General features: G+C 71.0%; 17 protein-coding genes and 1 pseudogene. 15 read left to right on the top strand and 3 right to left on the bottom strand.

Going from position 1 to position 17,952, the window contains the following annotated elements:
- Window positions 1–10: 10 nt before the first annotated feature.
- Genes ccoG through QTI33_RS31480 form a run of 3 tightly spaced genes read left to right on the top strand, consistent with a single transcriptional unit; the run spans window position 11 to window position 2,015 of the window.
- Window positions 11–1,456, top strand: coding sequence for a cytochrome c oxidase accessory protein CcoG (gene ccoG, locus QTI33_RS31470; protein ID WP_444814918.1), 1,446 nt, complete (start codon window positions 11–13; stop codon window positions 1,454–1,456).
- 25 nt (window positions 1,457–1,481) lie between these two features.
- Complete coding sequence (locus QTI33_RS31475; RefSeq protein ID WP_286510498.1) at window positions 1,482–1,766, top strand: FixH family protein; 285 nt, start codon at window positions 1,482–1,484, stop codon at window positions 1,764–1,766.
- 21 nt (window positions 1,767–1,787) lie between these two features.
- Complete coding sequence (locus tag QTI33_RS31480) at window positions 1,788–2,015, top strand: hypothetical protein (protein WP_353506366.1); 228 nt, start codon at window positions 1,788–1,790, stop codon at window positions 2,013–2,015.
- Here the strand turns inward: QTI33_RS31480 and fnr are convergent.
- A complete protein-coding gene (gene fnr, locus QTI33_RS31485) occupies window positions 1,996–2,712 on the bottom strand; it encodes a fumarate/nitrate reduction transcriptional regulator Fnr (RefSeq protein ID WP_286510500.1) in 717 nt (238 codons plus the stop codon). The two genes, QTI33_RS31480 and fnr, sit on opposite strands and share 20 nt — an antisense overlap.
- 124 nt (window positions 2,713–2,836) lie before the next feature.
- Between fnr and hemN the strand changes: the two genes are divergently transcribed.
- Both hemN and QTI33_RS31495 read left to right on the top strand, forming a co-directional pair.
- Window positions 2,837–4,252: an oxygen-independent coproporphyrinogen III oxidase gene (hemN, locus tag QTI33_RS31490; protein WP_286510501.1), complete on the top strand. Its 1,416-nt coding sequence runs from the start codon at window positions 2,837–2,839 to the stop codon at window positions 4,250–4,252.
- A 34-nt stretch (window positions 4,253–4,286) separates the two neighbouring features.
- Window positions 4,287–4,997 (top strand): sulfite exporter TauE/SafE family protein, encoded by a 711-nt coding sequence (locus QTI33_RS31495; protein WP_286510502.1) that lies wholly within the window; start codon window positions 4,287–4,289, stop codon window positions 4,995–4,997.
- A gap of 16 nt (window positions 4,998–5,013) precedes the next feature.
- Here the strand turns inward: QTI33_RS31495 and QTI33_RS31500 are convergent, their stop codons facing one another.
- Window positions 5,014–7,683 (bottom strand): bifunctional acetate--CoA ligase family protein/GNAT family N-acetyltransferase, encoded by a 2,670-nt coding sequence (locus QTI33_RS31500; RefSeq protein WP_286510503.1) that lies wholly within the window; start codon window positions 7,681–7,683, stop codon window positions 5,014–5,016.
- 216 nt (window positions 7,684–7,899) lie between these two features.
- Here QTI33_RS31500 and QTI33_RS31505 point away from each other — a divergent pair, with 216 nt between their 5' ends.
- The 8 genes from QTI33_RS31505 (at window position 7,900) to QTI33_RS31540 (ending at window position 15,173) form a co-directional block, all read left to right on the top strand.
- A complete protein-coding gene (locus tag QTI33_RS31505) occupies window positions 7,900–8,523 on the top strand; it encodes a hemerythrin domain-containing protein (protein WP_286510504.1) in 624 nt (207 codons plus the stop codon).
- 65 nt (window positions 8,524–8,588) lie between these two features.
- Window positions 8,589–9,032, top strand: a complete 444-nt coding sequence (locus tag QTI33_RS31510; RefSeq protein ID WP_286510505.1) for a universal stress protein — start codon at window positions 8,589–8,591, stop codon at window positions 9,030–9,032.
- 6 nt (window positions 9,033–9,038) lie between these two features.
- Window positions 9,039–10,277: an NAD(P)H-dependent flavin oxidoreductase gene (locus QTI33_RS31515; RefSeq protein WP_286510506.1), complete on the top strand. Its 1,239-nt coding sequence runs from the start codon at window positions 9,039–9,041 to the stop codon at window positions 10,275–10,277.
- On the top strand, window positions 10,274–12,676 hold the full coding sequence (locus QTI33_RS31520) for an adenosylcobalamin-dependent ribonucleoside-diphosphate reductase (protein WP_286510507.1): 2,403 nt from the start codon (window positions 10,274–10,276) through the stop codon (window positions 12,674–12,676). Before QTI33_RS31515 ends, QTI33_RS31520 begins: the two co-directional genes overlap by 4 nt.
- A complete protein-coding gene (locus QTI33_RS31525; protein WP_286510508.1) occupies window positions 12,673–12,945 on the top strand; it encodes a hypothetical protein in 273 nt (90 codons plus the stop codon). Before QTI33_RS31520 ends, QTI33_RS31525 begins: the two co-directional genes overlap by 4 nt.
- Window positions 12,926–14,143 carry a 5-demethoxyubiquinol-8 5-hydroxylase UbiM gene (gene ubiM / locus QTI33_RS31530; protein WP_286510509.1) on the top strand — a complete coding sequence of 406 codons (1,218 nt, stop codon included), beginning with the start codon at window positions 12,926–12,928 and terminating at the stop codon, window positions 14,141–14,143. Before QTI33_RS31525 ends, ubiM begins: the two co-directional genes overlap by 20 nt.
- A 137-nt stretch (window positions 14,144–14,280) precedes the next feature.
- Window positions 14,281–14,748 (top strand): GAF domain-containing protein, encoded by a 468-nt coding sequence (locus tag QTI33_RS31535; RefSeq protein WP_286510510.1) that lies wholly within the window; start codon window positions 14,281–14,283, stop codon window positions 14,746–14,748.
- Between the two features lie 14 nt (window positions 14,749–14,762).
- Window positions 14,763–15,173 carry a hypothetical protein gene (locus QTI33_RS31540; RefSeq protein ID WP_286510511.1) on the top strand — a complete coding sequence of 137 codons (411 nt, stop codon included), beginning with the start codon at window positions 14,763–14,765 and terminating at the stop codon, window positions 15,171–15,173.
- On the opposite strand, the pseudogene QTI33_RS31545 reads toward QTI33_RS31540, so the two are convergent.
- Window positions 15,149–15,721 (bottom strand): annotated as a pseudogene (locus QTI33_RS31545) (LuxR C-terminal-related transcriptional regulator); the annotation flags it as partial. The gene QTI33_RS31540 and the pseudogene QTI33_RS31545 overlap by 25 nt on opposite strands.
- A gap of 47 nt (window positions 15,722–15,768) precedes the next feature.
- Here QTI33_RS31545 and QTI33_RS31550 point away from each other — a divergent pair.
- Together QTI33_RS31550 and QTI33_RS31555 are read left to right on the top strand one after the other, a co-directional pair.
- Complete coding sequence (locus tag QTI33_RS31550) at window positions 15,769–16,242, top strand: hypothetical protein (RefSeq protein WP_286510512.1); 474 nt, start codon at window positions 15,769–15,771, stop codon at window positions 16,240–16,242.
- A gap of 152 nt (window positions 16,243–16,394) precedes the next feature.
- Window positions 16,395–17,906: an arylsulfatase gene (locus QTI33_RS31555; protein ID WP_286510513.1), complete on the top strand. Its 1,512-nt coding sequence runs from the start codon at window positions 16,395–16,397 to the stop codon at window positions 17,904–17,906.
- Window positions 17,907–17,952 lie beyond the last annotated feature (46 nt).

A 17,952-nucleotide genomic window follows, 5' to 3' on the forward strand; every position in this document is an offset into this window, starting at 1 on the left:
GAGTCGTCCCATGAGCGCTTCCATGACCGAGCCGACGCCGCCCAAGCCGCGCACCGTGATCCCGATCGCGGCGGCCGACGAGGACGTCGGGCTCTACGCGGCCCACAAGAAGATCTATCCGCGCAGCGTCAGCGGCTATTTCGCCCGCTGGCGCTGGGCCCTGGTGTTCGCGACCCAGTTGGTGTTCTACGGCCTGCCCTGGCTCGAGTGGGGCCAGCGCCAGGCGGTGCTGTTCGACCTCGGCGCGCGGCGCTTCTTCCTGTTCGGGCTGGTGCTCTATCCGCAGGACCTGATCTACCTCACCGGGCTGCTGGTGGTCTCGGCGCTGTCGCTGTTCCTGTTCACCGCGGTGGCGGGCCGCCTGTGGTGCGGCTACGCCTGCCCGCAGACGGTCTACACCGAGATCTTCATGTGGGTCGAGGAGAAGATCGAAGGCAGCCGCATCGCGCGGATGCGGCTCGACAGCGGCGCCTTCTCGGCCGAGAAGCTGGTCAAGAAGTGGTTCAAGCACGTGGTCTGGATCTCGATCGGCCTGTGGACCGGCTTCACCTTCGTCGGCTACTTCACGCCGATCCGCGAGCTGGGCATGGAATTCCTGCAGACCCGGATGGGCTCCTGGGAGGTCTTCTGGGTGCTGTTCTACGGCTTCGCCACCTACGGCAACGCCGGCTTCATGCGCGAGCAGGTGTGCAAGTACATGTGCCCCTATGCGCGCTTCCAGAGCGCGATGTTCGACCGCGACACGCTGATCGTGAGCTACGACACGGCACGCGGCGAACCGCGCGGCCTGCCCGCCAAGGGCCGCGCGGCCGCTGCCGCGTCGACGCTCGGCCATTGCATCGACTGCAAGCTGTGCGTGCAGGTGTGCCCGACCGGCATCGACATCCGCCAGGGCCTGCAGTACGAATGCATCGGCTGCGGCCTGTGCGTCGACGCCTGCAACATCGTGATGGACAAGATGGCGACCCCGCGCGGCCTGATCCGCTACGCCACGCAGAACGGCATGGCCGGGCGCTGGACGCCGCGCCAGGTGCTGCGCCGCGTGCTGCGGCCGCGGGTGCTGGTCTACACCGGGGTGCTCGCGGCGCTGTGCATCGGCCTGCTGGCGAGCCTGGTGACGCGCACGCCGCTGAAGGTCGATGTGGTGCGCGACCGCGCCTCGCTGGCCCGCATCGTCGAGGGCGGCCAGCTCGAGAACGTCTACCGCCTGCAGATCATGAACGCCACCGAGCAGGTGCAGCGCTACCGGATCGAGGCCAGCGGCCTCGAGGGGCTGCACGTGTCCTCGGAGCCCGTGGTCGAGGTCGCGCCGGCGCAGTCGCGCTGGGTCGCGGTGCGGCTGCAGCTGCCCTACGGCGCGGCGCCGGCCGGCTCCCACAAGGTGTATTTCGACGTCCGTGCCGAAGGCGGCCAGGGCAGCGTGTCCGAGAAGGCCGTGTTCCTGGTCCCGCGATGAATCCCAAGCCCCAAGGAGACGAGAGATGAGCGACAAGCGCAGCAGCAACGAGGCGACCCTTCCCTGTCCACCCTGGTGGCGCTTCGGGCTGGTGTGGATGGTGATCGGCGGGCCGGGCCTGGTGGTGATCGCCAGTTTCGCCACGCTGTGGCTGGCCCTGCGCACGCCCGACCCGGTGGTCGACGAGGACTACTACCGCAAGGGCGTGGAGATCAACCGCACGCTGGCCGACAAGAAGCTGATGCCGGCGGTGGCCGGGCGCAACCACGCGGCCACCCCGAGCGCCGACGTGCCGGCGCCGAGGCGCTGAGCCATGCGGGCGCGGCGCTGGATGTGGATACTCTGGCCGGCCTTCCTGCTGGCCTGCGCGCTCGAGGTGCTGGTGTTCGCCATGGTCGACCCGGGCGACCTGCACTGGAGAGGCGAGGCGCTGGGCGCCTCGCGCCAGGCGGTGTACACGGCCGGGTTCTTTGCCTTCTGGCTGCTGGCCACGGGCGCCAGCGCGCTGACGCTGCTGCTGGCCCGGCCGGCCGACGAGCTCAACAGCCCGGCGGATTGACGATGCGGCGCAGCGCCTCGGGGTCGAGGATGCGCACGTTGCGCTGCTCGACCTCGACCATGCCGTCGGCCGCGAACTTCGACAGCGTCCGGCTCACCGTCTCGAGCTTGAGGCCGAGGTAGCTGCCGATCTCCTCGCGGGTCATGCGCAGCACCAGCTCGGAGCGCGAGAAGCCGCGCGCATGCAGCCGCTGCACCAGGTTCAGCAGGAAGGCCGCCAGCCGCTCCTCGGCCCGCATGCTGCCGAGCAGCAGCATCACGCCGTGCTCGCGGACGATCTCGCGGCTCATGATCTGGTGCACGTGGCGCTGCAGCGCCGTCACCTCGCGCGACAGCTCCTCGATGCGTTCGAAGGGCATCACGCAGACCTCGGAGTCTTCGAGGGCGACGGCGTCGCAGGTGTGCTGGTCGTTGACGATGCCGTCGAGGCCGATGATCTCGCCGGCCATCTGGAAGCCCGTGACCTGGTCGCGGCCGTCCTCGCTGGTGACCCGGGTCTTGAAGACCCCGGTGCGGATCGCATAGAGCGAGGTGAAGGGTTCGCCGTTGCGAAACAGCGTCTCGCGCCGCTTGACCTTGCGCCGCGTGGCGACCAGGTCGTCGATGCGCTGCAGCTCCCCGGGCGCCAGTCCGACCGGCATGCACAGCTCGCGCAGGTTGCAGTTCGAACAGGCGACCTTGATATTTTCGGGCTTCATTGATGCAGTCGAGGTCATGCGGTGATTGTCCGTTGCGGGGTGGGCCGGATGCTTGATGCAGGTCAAGGTTTGCGGATCGCGACAGCGGCATAGTGACACACCAAAGCCCATGCCTGCGTCCGCGATGCCCCTCGTCTCCGCTCCAGTCCTCACGCCGCCTCTCCAGGTGCCCGCGCCGTCCGTGCTGCGGCGCTTCGACTGCACGGGGCCGCGCTACACCTCCTACCCGACCGCGGACCGCTTCGTCGACGCCTTCACGGCCGAGGACTATGCGCAGGCGCTCGAACAGCGCGGCCGGACCGGCGCCAGCGCGCGGGCGCTGTCGCTTTACGTCCACATCCCGTTCTGCGAATCGCTCTGCTACTACTGCGCCTGCAACAAGATCGTGACCCGCCACAAGGGCAAGGGACGCGACTACCTGGGCTACCTGGCGCGCGAGGTCGCGCTGCAGGTCGAGCGGCTCGGCCGGGGCGCCCTGGTGCGCCAGCTGCACCTCGGCGGCGGCACGCCGACCTTCCTCGACGACGACGGCCTGCGCGCGCTGATGGCCATGCTGCGCGCGGCCTTCACGCTGTCGCCGGACGGCGAGCATTCGATCGAGATCGACCCGCGCACCGTCGACCGCCAGCGCCTCGTGACCCTGGCCGCGCTGGGCTTCAACCGGCTGAGCTTCGGCGTCCAGGATTTCGACCCCGACGTGCAGAAGGCGGTGCACCGGATCCAGCCGGCCGAGCAGGTGTTCGACCTGGTGGGGACGGCCCGCGGCCTGGGCTTCGATTCGGTCAACGTCGACCTCATCTACGGGCTGCCGCGCCAGAGCGCCTCCTCCTTCGACCGCACGCTGGCGCAGGTCTGCGCGCTGCGGCCCGACCGCATCGCGCTCTATGCCTATGCCCACCTGCCCGAGCGCTTCAAGGCCCAGCGCCGGATCGCGACCGAGGCGCTGCCCGACGCCGCGGCCAAGGTCGAGATGCTGTCGCGCTCGATCGCCGCGCTGACCGAGGCCGGCTACGTCTACATCGGCATGGACCATTTCGCGCTGCCCGACGACGCGCTGGCGGTGGCCAAGCGGCAGGGTCGGCTGCACCGCAACTTCCAGGGCTACAGCACGCAGCCGGACTGCGACCTGGTGGCGTTGGGCGTGTCGGCGATCGGCCGGGTCGGCGCCACCTACAGCCAGAACGCCAAGACGCTCGAGGAGTACTACGACCTGCTCGACCAGGGCCGGCTGCCGGTGGTGCGCGGCCTGGCGCTGACCCGCGACGACGTGCTGCGGCGCACGGTGATCATGGCCATCATGTGCCAGGGCCGGGTCGACTTCGAGACCATCGGCTCGGCCCACCTGGTCGACTTCGCGCGCTGCTTCGCGGCCGAGCTCGAAGCGCTGGCGCCGCTCGCGGCGCAGGGGCTGGTGGTGCTGAGCGACCGCCACCTGGAGGTCACGCCGCTGGGCTGGTTCTTCGTGCGTGCCATCGCCATGGTGTTCGACCGCTACCTCCAGGCCGACCGCAACCGCACGCGCTTCTCGCGCATCGTGTGACGAGCCCCCACGCTCCCCCGCGCCGGCCTGATCGATGCAGTCCGCCCTGCTCGCCACCGCGTTCGTGATGGGGCTGGCCGGCGGGCCGCACTGCGTCGCCATGTGCGGCGCGGCCTGCGCCGGCGTGATCCGCATCGTGCGGGCGCCGGCGGGCGGCGTCGCCGCGCTGCCGGCCCCGGCCCGCGCGCTGCCGGCGGGCGCCTTGTTCCACGTGGGGCGGGTGGCCGGCTATGCGGCCGCCGGGGCGGTGGCGGCCGCGGCCGTCCAGGGCCTGGCGCTGGCGGGCCAGCAGGTGAGCGCGCTGCGCCCGGCCTGGCTGCTGCTGCATGTCTTCGTCTTCGCCTGGGGCGTGCTGCTCGCCGCCTCGGGCCGGCAGCCCGCCTGGGCGCACCGCTTCGGACGCTGGGCCTCGGCGCGGCTGCAGCCCATGACCCGCAGCCCCTTCGGCGTGCTGGCGGCCGGCGCGCTCTGGGTCGCGCTGCCCTGCGGCCTGCTGTATTCGGCGCTGATGCTGGCGGCGCTGGGCAACGGCGTGCTCGAAGGCGCGGCCGTCATGGCGCTGTTCGCGGCCGGCAGCGCCGTGTCGCTGCTGCTGGCGCCCTGGCTCTGGCAGCGCCTGCGCTCGGGCGCCGGCATCCTGTCGCAGCAGTGGGGCACGCGGCTGGCGGGCGCGATGCTCGCGGGCGTGGCGCTGCAGGCGCTCTGGCTCGACCTGTCGCACCAGATCGAAGCCTGGTGCCGCTGAGGGCCGCTGGCGCCGCTCAGGCCGGCGGCGCCAGGTTCATCGCCACGTGCAACACGTCGGAGGATTCCTCCAGGCTGCGCTCGCGCTCGAAGCCCAGCGCCCGCGACAGCTTCAGCATGCGGGTGTTCTCGCGCAGGATCATGCCGACCAGGCGCCGGGTGCCGCGGCTGCGGGCGTGCGCGATCAGTTGCTCGAACAGCATCCGGCCGAGGCCGCCGCCCTTGAGGTCGGAGCGCACCACCAGCGCGAACTCGGCCTCGATGTTGTCGGGGTCGCAGATGGTGCGCGCCACGCCCAGCGTCTCGGGCCGGCCGTCCGCCCCGGGGGCTTCGGCGATGAAGGCCATCTCGCGGTCGTAGTCGATCTGGGCCAGCCGGGCCAGCTCGCTGCGCGGCAGTTCGCTGCGGGCCTGGAACAGCCGCATGCGCACGTCCTCGGGGCTGAGCCGTTCCAGGAAGCGCAGGTGCTGGTTCTCGTCCTCCGGGCGGATCGGCCGGATCGTGATCGGGCGGCCGTTCCAGTCCGCCTCGCGGACCCACTGCCTGGGATAGGGCCGGATCGCGAAATTGGCGGCGCCGGCCACCCGCCCGCCCGCGACCCGCAGCCGGGCGTCGAGCGCCAGCGCGCCGTGCTCGTCGACCCACAGCGGATTGATGTCGAGCTCGGCCAGCTGCGGCAGGTCGGCCAGCATCTGCGACACCGCGATCAGCACGTCGTGCAGCGCGTCGAGATCGGCCGGCGGGTGGTCGCGGTAGCCGGCCAGCAGCCGCGCGATGCGGGTGCGCGAGACCAGCTCGCGCGCCAGGCTGCGGTTGAGCGGCGGCAGCGCGACCGCGACATCGGCCGTCACCTCGACCGCGATGCCGCCGCCCCCGCACAGGATGACCGGGCCGAAGACTGCGTCGATGCTGGCGCCGACGATCACCTCCTGCGCGTGCGGGCGGCGCACCATCGGCTGCACGGTGAAGCCGTCGATGCGGGCCCCGGGCTGCAGGCTGGCGAGCGCCTGCCGCATCTCGCCCACGGCCTGTTCGAGCGCGGCCGGGTCGCGCAGGTCCAGCCTGACGCCGCCGACGTCGGTCTTGTGGGCGACGTCGCGCGACACGATCTTGAGCACCACCGGATAGCCGAGCTCGCGGGCCGCCTCATGCAGACCTTCGCCCGAGGCCGGAATCATCAGCGTGCGCACCACCGGCACGCCGTAGGCCTGCAGCACCGCCTTGGCCTCGTGTTCGCCCAGCCATTCGCGGCCGTCGGCGGCGGCGGCCTCCAGCAGCCGCTGCGCCGCCGGCACGTCGGGGGCCGGGTTCTCGCTGGCGCTGGGCGCCTCCATCAGCAGGGCCTGGTTGTGGCGGTAGGTCTGCAGCATGCCGAAGGCGCGCACGGCGTCCTCGGGCGTCGGGTAGTCTGGAATGCCGGCCGCCTCGAACAGCGCGCGGGCCGGCGCCATGTCGGCATCGCCGAGCCAGCAGCCCATCACCCGCGGGTCGTTGGCGCGCACCAGCGGCGCGCAGGCGCGTGCGATCGCGTCGCTGCGCTCGGCCACGGTCGGGGCGTGGACCAACAGCACGGCGCCGCTCGCCGGGTCGGCCAGCAGCGCCGACAGCGCCGCGGCATAGCGCGCCGCCGGCGCGTCGCCGAGGATGTCGATCGGGTTGGCGCAGGAAGCCTCCGGCGGCAACGTCTGGTCGAGCTGTTCGAGCAGGGCGGCGCCCGGCTCGGCCAGCCGGATGCCGGCGCGGGCGGCGGCGTCGGCCGCCATCACGCCGGCGCCGCCGCCGTTGCCCAGGATGGTCAGCGTCTCGCTGCAGTTGAGGCGGAAGCGGGCCAGCGTCGCGGCCGCCATGAAAAGCTCCTGCAGCGTGTCCACCCGCAGCATGCCGGCGCGGCGGATGGCCGCGTCATGAACGATGTCGGAGCCGGCCAGGGCGCCGGAGTGCGAGGCGGCGGCCCGCAGGCCCTGGCCCGCGCGGCCGGCCTTGACGACGATCACCGGCTTGTTGCGCGCCGCGGCGCGCGCGGCCGACATGAACTTGCGCGGCGAGGCGATCGATTCGACGTAGAGCAGGATGGCGCGGGTGCGCCCGTCGCTCGCGAAGCGGTCGAGCAGGTCGCCGGCATCGACGTCGCAGTGCTCGCCCAGCGCCACCAGGTGCGACAGGCCGACGCCGCGGCTGGCGGCCCAGTCCAGCATCGCGCCGGCCACTGCGCCGGACTGGGAGATGAAGGCCAGCTCGCCCGGCGGCGCCGCGACATGGGCCAGGCCGGCATGGAGGCCGATGTGCGGGCTCAGCACGCCGAGCGAGCCCGGACCCAGCAGGCGCAGCAGGTGCGGCCGGGCGGCGTCGAGCGCGGCCTGCTGCTGGGCGGCGCTCAAGCCGGTGCTGACGATCACCGCGGCCCGGCCACCGGCCGCCCCGAGTTCGGCCACCAGGCGCGCCACCGTGTGCGCCGGCGTGCAGATCAGCGCCAGGTCGGGTGCGGCGGGCAGGTCGGCGACGCGCGCGAACACGGGCAGGCCGTCCAGCCGCGCATGCTTGGGGTTCACCGGGTAGATCGGGCCGACGAAGCCGCCGTCGCGCAGGTGCTGCCAGACGCGGGTGCCGATCGCGCCGGGCCGGTGCGAGGCACCGAGCACGGCCACGGAGCGCGGCAACAACAGTCGGTCGAGGTGGCGGATGCTCACTAGATAACCTCCATGCTTCGCATTGCGGTGCGAGGCCCCTTCGGAGCGGCCGGGCGGGGGCTCGCGGGGCCACTGGGAATGAACCGGGGCCCGCATCATGCGCGCACCCTCCACGCCCCTGTCAATGTTCGGCGCCCGACACGACGTCTCCTTGATCTGGGGCAAGGCCGTGCGGCATCGGCCGTGCAAAGCTGGAACCCCACTCCGGAGACACGCATGACAACGCACACCACCACCCGCATCATCCGGGACGAGCACGCGGCCCTCTCGGCCATGCTGCGCTCCATCCTGCTGCTGCTCGATGCCCACCGAAGGCAGCAGAGCACGCCCGACTTCTCGGCCTTGCGCGCGATGCTGTTCTACGTCGACCAGTTTCCCGAGCAGCGGCACCACCGTCACGAGACCGAGCTGCTCTTTCCCAAGCTGCGCGCCCGCACGCCGCTGGCGCGCGAACTGCTCGACCACCTGGACCGCGACCACGCGTTCGGCGAGCGCAACATCCGCGAAGTCGAACATGCGCTGCTGGTCTACGAGATGCTCGGCGAGGCGCACCGCGAGCCCTTCGAGCGGGCGATCGCGCGCTACACCGACTTCTACCTGGCCCACATGGCGCAGGAGGAGAAGGAGATCCTGCCGCTGGCAGAGCGCGTGCTGACCGAGGAGGACTGGCGCGACCTCGACGCCGCCTTCGGCGCCCATCGCGATCCCTTCACCGGCCACGAGCCCGACGACACCTACCGCGCGCTCTACACCCGCATCGTCAATGCGGTGCCGGCACCGATCGGCCTCGGCCCTGCGCTGGGCACCGGCAGCACGCAGCGCCACGCGATGCAAGCTTGATCCCGGTCAATCCGCGCGCCGCGCGGCTGGCCGAGACTGGAGGCCTTCCAACGGAGACCTCCATCATGTTCAAGAAAATCCTGGTCGCCACCGACGGCTCGCCCTTGTCCGACAAGGCGGTCGAGAACGCCATCGAACTGGCGCGGCAGCACGGCGCCGAGCTGGTCGTCTTCACCGTGGCGCGCCGGCTGCCCAAGAGCTACATGGACGGCTCGTCGGTGCGCGAATCGGTCGAGAACGAGAGCCTCGACAAGCAGCGCCTCGCCAACGCGCAGGCCCTGGTGGCCGCGATCGGCGAGCGGGCCGGCGCGCGCGGCGTGTCCTGCCATCCGCTGGTGGCCCATTCGAACCAGGTCGCCGAATCGATCATCGCCGCCGCCCAGAAGCAGGCCTGCGACCTGATCGTGATGGCCTCGCACGGCCGCAAGGGCCTGGGCCGGCTGCTGATCGGCAGCGAGACCCAGCACGTGCTGACCCATTCCGCCCTGCCGGTGCTGGTGCTGCGATAGCGCCGGATGAGCCAGGACACTGATCAAGCGCAGGCCGCGGCCGGGCGCCTCGCGGCGCTGGCCAGTGCCTCCGGCCTGCGCCGCTGGACGCTGGCGGGCCGCGAGCTGCTGCCGGTGGTGCAGGGCGGCATGGGCGTCGGCGTGTCGGCCGGCCGGCTGGCCGGCACCGTGGCCGGCCTGGGCGGCATCGGCACCGTGTCGTCGGTCGACCTGCGGCGCCTGCACCCGGACCTGTGGGCGCAGACCGCGAACATCGAGGCCGAGCCCGATGCCGCTGCGCGCATCGACGCCGCCAACCTCGAGGCGCTGGGCCGCGAGATCGCGAAGGCCCGGCAGCTCGCCGGCGGCCGCGGCCTGGTCGCCGTCAACGTCATGAAGGCGCTGACCGCCTACGAGGCGCAGGTGCGGCATGCGATGGCCTGCGGCGCCGATGCGCTGGTGGTCGGTGCCGGGCTGCCGCTGGACCTGCCGGACCTGGCGCGCGAGCATCCCGGCGTGGCGCTGATCCCGATCCTGTCGGACGCCCGCGGCGTGCAGCTGGTGGTGCGCAAGTGGGAGAAGAAGGGCCGCCTGCCCGATGCCATCGTGATCGAGCATCCGCGGCTGGCGGGCGGCCATCTGGGCGCCGCCAAGGTCGGCGACCTGAGCGACCCGCGCTTCGAGTTCGACGTCGTGCTGCCGCAGGTGCAGGCCTTCTTCAAGACCGCGGGCATCGAGGGCCGCATTCCGCTGATCGCGGCCGGCGGCGTCGAGCGCCTGGACGACATCCGCCGGCTGCAGTCGCTCGGCGCCTCGGCGGTGCAGCTCGGCACCGCCTTCGCGGTGACCACCGAATGCGATGCCGACCCGGCCTTCAAGCGCGTGCTGGCCGACGCCGGGCCCGAGGACCTGGTCGAGTTCACCAGCGTCGCCGGCCTGCCGGCGCGCGCGGTGCGCACGCCCTGGCTCGACAAGTACCTGCGGCTGGAACCCCGGCTGATGGCCAAGAGCCACCGCGAGACCGCCTGCACCATGCGTTTCGACTGCCTGGCCCATTGCGGGCTGCGCGACGGCACGCCGGGCTGGGGCAAGTTCTGCATCGACAAGATGCTGGGCCACGCGCTGGCGGGCCGCACCGCACAGGGGCTGTTCTTCCGCGGCGCCGGCCGGCTGCCCTTCGGCCGCGAGATCCGGCCGGTGCTGGAGCTGATGCAGTGGCTGCTGGGCGGCCTGCGTGCGCAGCCCGAACTGGGAGCCGCCGCATGAAGCGCGACGACGGCGTCACCGGCCAGCCGCCGATGCAGGCCATCAGCCTCGACGTGCTGGCGCAGAAGTACCTGAAGGGCGACGAGCGCAGCGCCGACGACCTGTTCGTGCGCGTCGCGGCGGCGCTGGCCTCGGTCGAGGCCGAAGGCGAGCGGGCGGCATGGCAGGCGCGCTTCCTCGACAACCTGCGGGCCGGGGCGATCGGCGCCGGCCGGATCATGAGCGCGGCCGGCACCGGGCTCGACGCCACGCTGATCAACTGCTTCGTGCAGCCGGTGGGCGACTGCATCCAGGGCCACGACGCGGGCGGCCATGCCGGCATCTACGAAGCCCTGCGCGAAGCGGCCGAGACCATGCGCCGCGGCGGCGGGGTCGGCTACGACTTCTCGCGCATCCGGCCGCGCGGCGCCGAGGTGCGGGCCACCGCCTCGCTGGCCTCGGGCCCGTGCAGCTACATCGACGTCTTCGACCGTTCCTGCTCGACCGTCGAGAGCGCGGGTGCGCGCCGCGGCGCCCAGATGGGCGTGCTGCGCATCGACCACCCCGACGTGCTGGAGTTCATCACCGCCAAGCGCACGCCGGGGCGCTGGAACAACTTCAACGTCTCGGTGGCGGTCAGCGACGCCTTCATGCGGGCGCTGGCGGCCGACAAGGACTGGTCGCTGGTGCACGCCGCCCGCCCGGGCCCGGCGCTGATCGCGCAGGGGGCATGCCAGCAGGGCGAGCATTGGGTCTACCGCCGCCTGCCGGCGCGCGAGCTCTGGGACACCGTGATGCGGTCGGCCTACGACTTCGCCGAGCCCGGGATCCTGTTCACCGACACCATCAACAACGACAACAACCTGGGCTATTGCGAGCACATCGCCGCCACCAACCCGTGCGGCGAACAGCCGCTGCCGCCCTACGGCTGCTGCGATCTCGGCCCGGTCATCCTGCCGCGCTTCGTGCGCCATCCGTTCGGCCTCGGCGGCATGGCGCAGTTCGACTTCGACGGCTTCGCCGCCGCCGTGGCGATCCAGGTGCGCGCGCTGGACAACGTGCTCGACCTGAGCTTCTGGCCGCTGCCGCAGCAGCGGGTCGAGGCCATGGCCAAGCGGCGCATCGGCGTCGGCTTCACCGGGCTCGGCGATGCACTGGTGATGCTGTGCCTGCGCTACGACCAGGCCGAGGGCCGCGAGATGGCGGTGCGCATCGCGCGCACCTTGCGCGACGCGGCCTATGCGGCCTCGGTGGCGCTGGCGCGCGACAAGGGCGCCTTCCCGGTCTTCGACGCCGCGCGCTACCTGGCGCCCGGCACCTTCGCCAGCCGGCTCGCACCGGCGCTGCAGGCGCAGATCCGCGCCCACGGCATCCGCAACAGCCACCTGGTGTCGGTCGCGCCCACCGGCACCGTGAGCCTGGCCTTTGCCGACAACGCCTCCAACGGCATCGAGCCGGCGTTCTCGTGGAGCTACCAGCGCAAGAAGCGCGAGGCCGACGGCAGCACCTCGACCTACGAGGTCGAGGACCATGCCTGGCGCCTCTACCGCTTCCTGGGCGGCGACACCGACCGCCTGCCGGACCATTTCGTCTCGGCCCTGTCGATGCCGGCCGAGGCGCACCTGGCGATGATGGAAGCGGTGCAGCCCTACGTCGACACCGCGATCTCGAAGACGGTCAACGTCCCGGCCGACTATCCCTACGCGGAGTTCAAGGGGCTCTACCAGCAGGCCTGGAGCGCCGGCCTGAAGGGCCTCGCCACTTACCGGCCGAACCAGATCCTCGGGTCGGTGCTGGAGGTCGCGCCGCCGCCGCCGGAGGCGGCCGCCGCGCCGCAGCAGGCCGCCGCCGACCCGATGCGCGCGATGATCGAGAGCCGGCCGACCGGCGCGCTCGATGCGGTGGCCGAGAAGATCGAGTACTGGACCCACCTGGGCCGCCAGACGCTCTACCTCGTGGTCTCCTTCCTGCCGGTGGCCGATGGCCGCGAGCGGGCCGTGGAGTTCTTCATGCCGGTGGGCCAGAGCGGCGAGTCGCAGCAATGGATCACCGCCAGCATGCGGCTGCTGTCGCTGGCCGCGCGCGGCGGCTTCCTCGAACGCGCGCTAGCCGACATGCGCAAGGTCGCCTGGGACCGCGGCCCGGTGCGCCTGGGCAGCTACGTCAAGGCCGACGGCAGCCAGGTGCCGCTGTGGCACGACTCCGAAGTCGGCGCCATCGCCTATGCGGTGCAGAACCTGATCCTGCGCCGCAGCGGTGCGCCGGCCCCGGCGGCCGATGCGTCGGCGCCGCTTCGGGACGCTGCCGCGCCGGTGTCGCTGGCGGGCGCCAGGTGCCCCGAATGCGGCGCCCACGCGATGATCCGCAAGGACGGCTGCGATTTCTGCACCCAGTGCGGACACCTGGGAAGCTGCGGATGAGCCTGGGTCCGGTGTTGCGCGGCACGGCCAACGGCCTGCTGCTGGGGCTCAACACCCTGGTGGGCTTCACGCTCATGGTGCTGCCGGCGGGGGCCGTGGTGGTCGATGTGCGGCAGCGCGCCATCCCGGCGCCGCTGCGCACTGCGCACGCCGACCCGGCGTGGCGCCAGGGCGTGCGCGACTGGATCCACGTCCAATGGTCGGAGAAGGACCGGCGCATCGCCGCCTTGTTGAAGGGAGGGCCGAGCCGTGTCGTTGCAAGAACCTGAAGTCGTCGTCGTCGGCGCCGGCCCCACCGGGCTCGCCATGGCCATCGCGCTGGCCGATGCGGATGTCGCCGTCACCGTGCTCGACCTCCAGCCGCGCGCCGCCCTGGCGGCGCCGGCGGAGGACGGCCGCGAGATCGCTTTGAGCCATGCGAGCGTCGACACCTTGCAGGCGCTGGGCCTGTGGCAGCGGCTGCGGGCCGACGAAATCGGCCGCATCCGCGAGGCCCGCGTGATCGATGGCGATCGCGAGCATCCGGACTTGCGCTTCCATGCGCGCGACGCGCTGGGCTGGATCGTGCCGAACCATGCGCTGCGCCGCGTCAGCTTCGAGGCTGCCGTCGAGCGCCCCGGGCTGCGCCTGCGGGACGCCTCGCGGCTGCTGCGCGTCGTGCCCTCGGCCCTGGGCGTCGCGCTCGAATTCGAGAGTGCCGACGCCCCGGCCTTGCGCGAGCGGATGGCGGCGCGCCTGTTCATCGCCGCCGACAGCCGCTTCTCGTGGGCCCGCCGGCAACTGGGCATCGCCGCCGACATGCACGACTTCGGCCGCACCATGATCGTCTGCCGCATGCGGCATGCGCTGCCTCACCACGACGTGGCCTGCGAGTGCTTCGGCCATGAGCGCACGCTGGCCGTGCTGCCGCTGGCGGGCGATGTCTGCTCCGCCGTGGTGACCACCGACACCGCCGCCGCGGCGCGGCTGATGGCCTTGCCCGCGCGCGACTTCGCGTCCCTGGTCGAGGCCCAGTTCAGGGGCCGGCTGGGCCGCATGGACCTGCTCGGCGAGCGTTTCGCCTACCCGCTGGTCACGGCCTTCGCGCGCCGCTTCACCGCCGTGCGCAGCGCGTTGATCGGCGACGCCGCGGTCGGCATGCACCCGGTGACGGCGCACGGCTACAACCTCGGTCTGCAAAGCGTCGCCACGCTGAGCCAGGCGCTGGGCGATGCGCGCGGCCGGGGCCTGGACATCGGCGATGCCGCCGCGCTCGACCGCTACGACCGCCGGCACCGCCGCGACGCCGCCGTGATGTACCACGGCACCAACGCCGTGGCCAAGCTCTACGCCAGCAACGGCGCGCCACAGCGGCTGGCGCGCCGGCTCATCCTGCGCGGGGCGCAGCACCTGCCGCCGCTCAAGGCGGCGATCACGGCGCGGCTCACGCGACCGGGCGGGCTGCGCCGGCCGGGCCACGCCAGTTGAAGTCGAGGGAGAGAGACGACACGGCCCAGGGCTTGGCGAAACACTGTGTTGCATGTGATCTAGTCACATTTGCAGCGCTTGGTCTTTATAGTCAATCAGCCCTCGGCCGGAGGCGAGGGGGCTACAGGAGGAGACACGTGAACCCGTACGAACGAACGCTCGATCATTTCTCGGCATTGCTGGCCGGCCAGGGCCCGCAGGAGGCCTTGCGCTACTTGAACCAAGGTGTGCCGCACCGCTACACCGCCGTCTACCGGTTCGAAAGGGAACTGCTGCGCAATGTGCTGCTGGAAGACAAGCGAGGACAAATGCGCCCCGAATACCTCATCGCCGTGCCTTTCAAACAGAGCTTTTGCCAGTTCGTCCTCCGGGATCAGGCGTTTCGCACCGACGATTCCGCGCACGACGACCGGCTGGTCGGGCATCCCTATCGCGGCGTCGTCGTCTCGTACCACAGCGTCCCGGTGGTGGACGAGCACGGCACGTTGTGGGGCACCATGAGCCACTTCGACATGAGCAGCCATCCGTTGTCCGACTCGGAGTTCGCGCTGCTCCAGGACGCGGCAGGTGCATTGACCAGGTATCTCCCTTGCCTGGCTGATTGACGCTGCCGGCTGCCATGGCCTATGGCAGCCGCAGCCGCGATTCCGGCCCGCTCCATCCCTCGGGACGCCACCGGCTGAACACCGCCGCGGCGTCCTCGCGGCGCTTCGGGCGCGGAGGGCGGCTCGCCGTGCCGGCGACGATCCAGGCGATCAGCGTCTCGCCCGGCGCGCAGAAGGCGGCGGCGATCGCGGGGTCGCGCGCCGATGCGCCGCTCACGCACGAAGCGAAAGGGATGCAGGCCGCCGTGATCGGGCGCGCGCAGCGCCAGCGCCGTGGCCTGCCGCCATTGCGCCTCGGAAGGCGCGGGCGCATCGAGGTGCCGGGCGCCGACCGAGACGCGCCCGGCCAGCGCGTCGATCGCCCAGCGCGCCGCCGGCACCGGCCCCTGCGGCGCGGCGCTCATTCGATCCGGCCCACGGCGTAGACCGCCGCCTGCACGCGCGAGGCGAGGTTGAGCTTGCGCAGGATGTGCTGCACGTGGATCTTGACCGTGGTCTCCGCGATGCCGAGCGCGCGCCCGATGTCCTTGTCGCTCGCGCCGCGCGAGATGTGGCCCAGGATCTCGCGCTCGCGCGTCGACAGGCTGTGGATCGGGTCCGGGTCGGCCGCCGGCGCCGCATCGCCGTGCAGCGACTGGAAGGCCGTCACCAGCTTGCCCGTCATCTCGGGGCTGATGGTCGACTGGCCGGCCATCGCCCGCAGGATGGCGGCCGCCATCCCGTCGCTGTCGACCGTCTTGAGCAGGTAGCCCTGCGCGCCGCCGCGCAGCGCCGCGGAGAGGTCGCGCTCGTCCTCGCTGACCGTCAGCATCAGCACGCGGGCCTGTGGCGCCACTTCCTTCAGCCCCACCAACGCATCGACGCCCTTGACGCCCGGCAGGTGGTTGTCGAGCAGGATCACGTCCGGCTGGACCTCGGCCGCGCGCCGGTGGGCCTCGCCGGCATCGGCGGCTTCGGCGACGACGGCGAAGCGTTCTCAACCTCAAGAACAAGTCCCACTCGGTCACCGCCGAGATCGTCGTGCAGGATTCGGGTGCGCAGGGCGTGATCATCGCGCAGGGCGCGAACATCGGCGGATGGAGCCTCTACGCGCACCAGGGCAAGCTCAAGTACTGCTACAACGTGGCAGGGGTGAATCACTATTTCGTCGAATCGACAGACCCGCTGCCAAGCGGCGAGCATCAGGTGCGCATGGAGTTCGCCTATGCGGGCGGCGGCCTTGGCAAGGGCGGCCAGGTGACCTTGTTCATCGACGGCAAGAAGGCCGGCGAGGGTTCTGTCCCGATGACCCAGGCCATGGTCTTCTCGGCGGATGACGGCTGCGATGTGGGCCAAGACAGCGGCGCGCCCGTGTCCCCCGACTACGGGCCCGCCGGCAACGCGTTCAACGGACGCGTCAAGGGCGTGCAACTCGCTATCGCCGACGCTGCAGAGAGCGTGGACCATCTGGTCTCGCCCGAACAGGCCATGCACATTGCGATGGCGCGCCAGTAGACGCATGGATCGCCAGGCGGGGCGCAAGGTGCGCCGGGCCCCGCCACGATGACGGCTGTCCGCGCTCCGCTGCACCAAGGTGCAATACCGTCGTGGGCTGTGGTGGCGGATGATGGCCGTACTCACGTCCTCGAACCCTCCAAGGAGCACCGATGGCCACCTCAGCGAAGCCGAACATCCTGTTCATCATGGCCGACGACATCGGCTGGTTCAACGTCAGCGCCTACAACCTCGGCGTCATGGGCTACCGAACCCCCAACATCGACAGGATCGCACGCCAAGGTGCGTTGTTCACCGACTTCTACGGACAGCAGAGTTGCACGGCGGGGCGGGCCGCATTCATCACCGGGCAGACCCCCATTCGCACCGGCCTCACCAAGGTGGGCATGCCCGGGGCGACGCTGGGGCTGAGCGCGGAGGACCCTTCGATCGCCGAGTTTCTCAAGAGCTTCGGCTACGCCACCGGCCAGTTCGGCAAGAACCACCTGGGTGACCGCAACGAGCACCTGCCGACCGTGCATGGCTTCGACGAGTTCTTCGGCAACCTGTACCACCTCAACGCCGAGGAAGAGCCCGAGTACGAGAACTACCCCAAGGACCCGGCATTCCGAAAGCGATTCGGCCCCCGCGGCGTGATGCGGTGCAAGGCGACCGACAAGGATGACGCGACCGTCGACGAGCAGTTCGGCAAGGTCGGCAAGCAGCGCATCGACAACACCGGGCCGCTCACTCGAAAGCGCATGGAGACGGTGGACGACGAATTCATCGGCGCGGCCATGGACTTCATGGAACGGAAGACGAAGGAGGGCGGGCCCTGGTTCTGCTACTTCAACCCGACCCGCATGCATGTCTTCACCCACCTGAAGGAATCATCGCGAGGCAAGAGCGGCTTCGGCCTCTACCCCGACGGGATGGTCGAGCTGGACGGCTATGTCGGCGAGCTGCTGAAGAAGCTCGATGACCTCGGCGTGGCCGACAACACCATCGTCGTCTTCACCACCGACAACGGCGCCGAGGTCTGCACCTGGCCCGACGGCGGCGCGACACCGTTCCGCGGCGAGAAGGACACCAACTGGGAAGGGGGCTGGCGCATCCCGTGCGTGATGCGGTGGCCCGGGGTGATCGAGCCCGGCTCGGTGATCAACGACATCTGCTCGCTGCAGGACTTCATCCCGACCTTCGCCGCAGCCAACGGCGAGCCCGATCTCGTCGCCAAACTGAAGAAGGGCCATCAGGTCGGTGAGAAGCGCTTCAAGGTGCACCTCGACGGCTACAACCTCTTGCCCTTCCTTTCAGGCCAGGAAAAGACCAGCCCGCGCGAGGCCTTCCTCTACTGGAGCGACGACGGCGACATGATGGCGATCCGCATGGGCAAGTACAAGATCGTCTTTTCCGAACAGCGCAGCCAGGGCATCAACGCGTGGCGCGAGCCCCTGTCGCCGATGCGCGTACCCAAGTTCTATGACCTTCGCGCCGATCCCTTCGAGCGTGCCGAAGAGAGCATCAAGTACAACGACTGGTTTATGGAGCAGAACTTCCTGCTGTACAGCGCTCCACCTGTGATCGCGAAGTGGCTGGAGAGCTTCAAGGAATTCCCGCCCCGTGCCAGGGCTGCGAGCTTCAGCATCGAGCAGGTGGTCGAGAAACTGATGCCGAAGAGTTGACGGGGGCTCTTGCTTGTTCTGGCACGCGAGCATTGGGGGTTGACGG

It is taken from the genome of Variovorax davisae, from assembly GCF_030316845.1.
Classification (GTDB): Bacteria; Pseudomonadota; Gammaproteobacteria; order Burkholderiales; family Burkholderiaceae_C; genus Variovorax; species Variovorax davisae.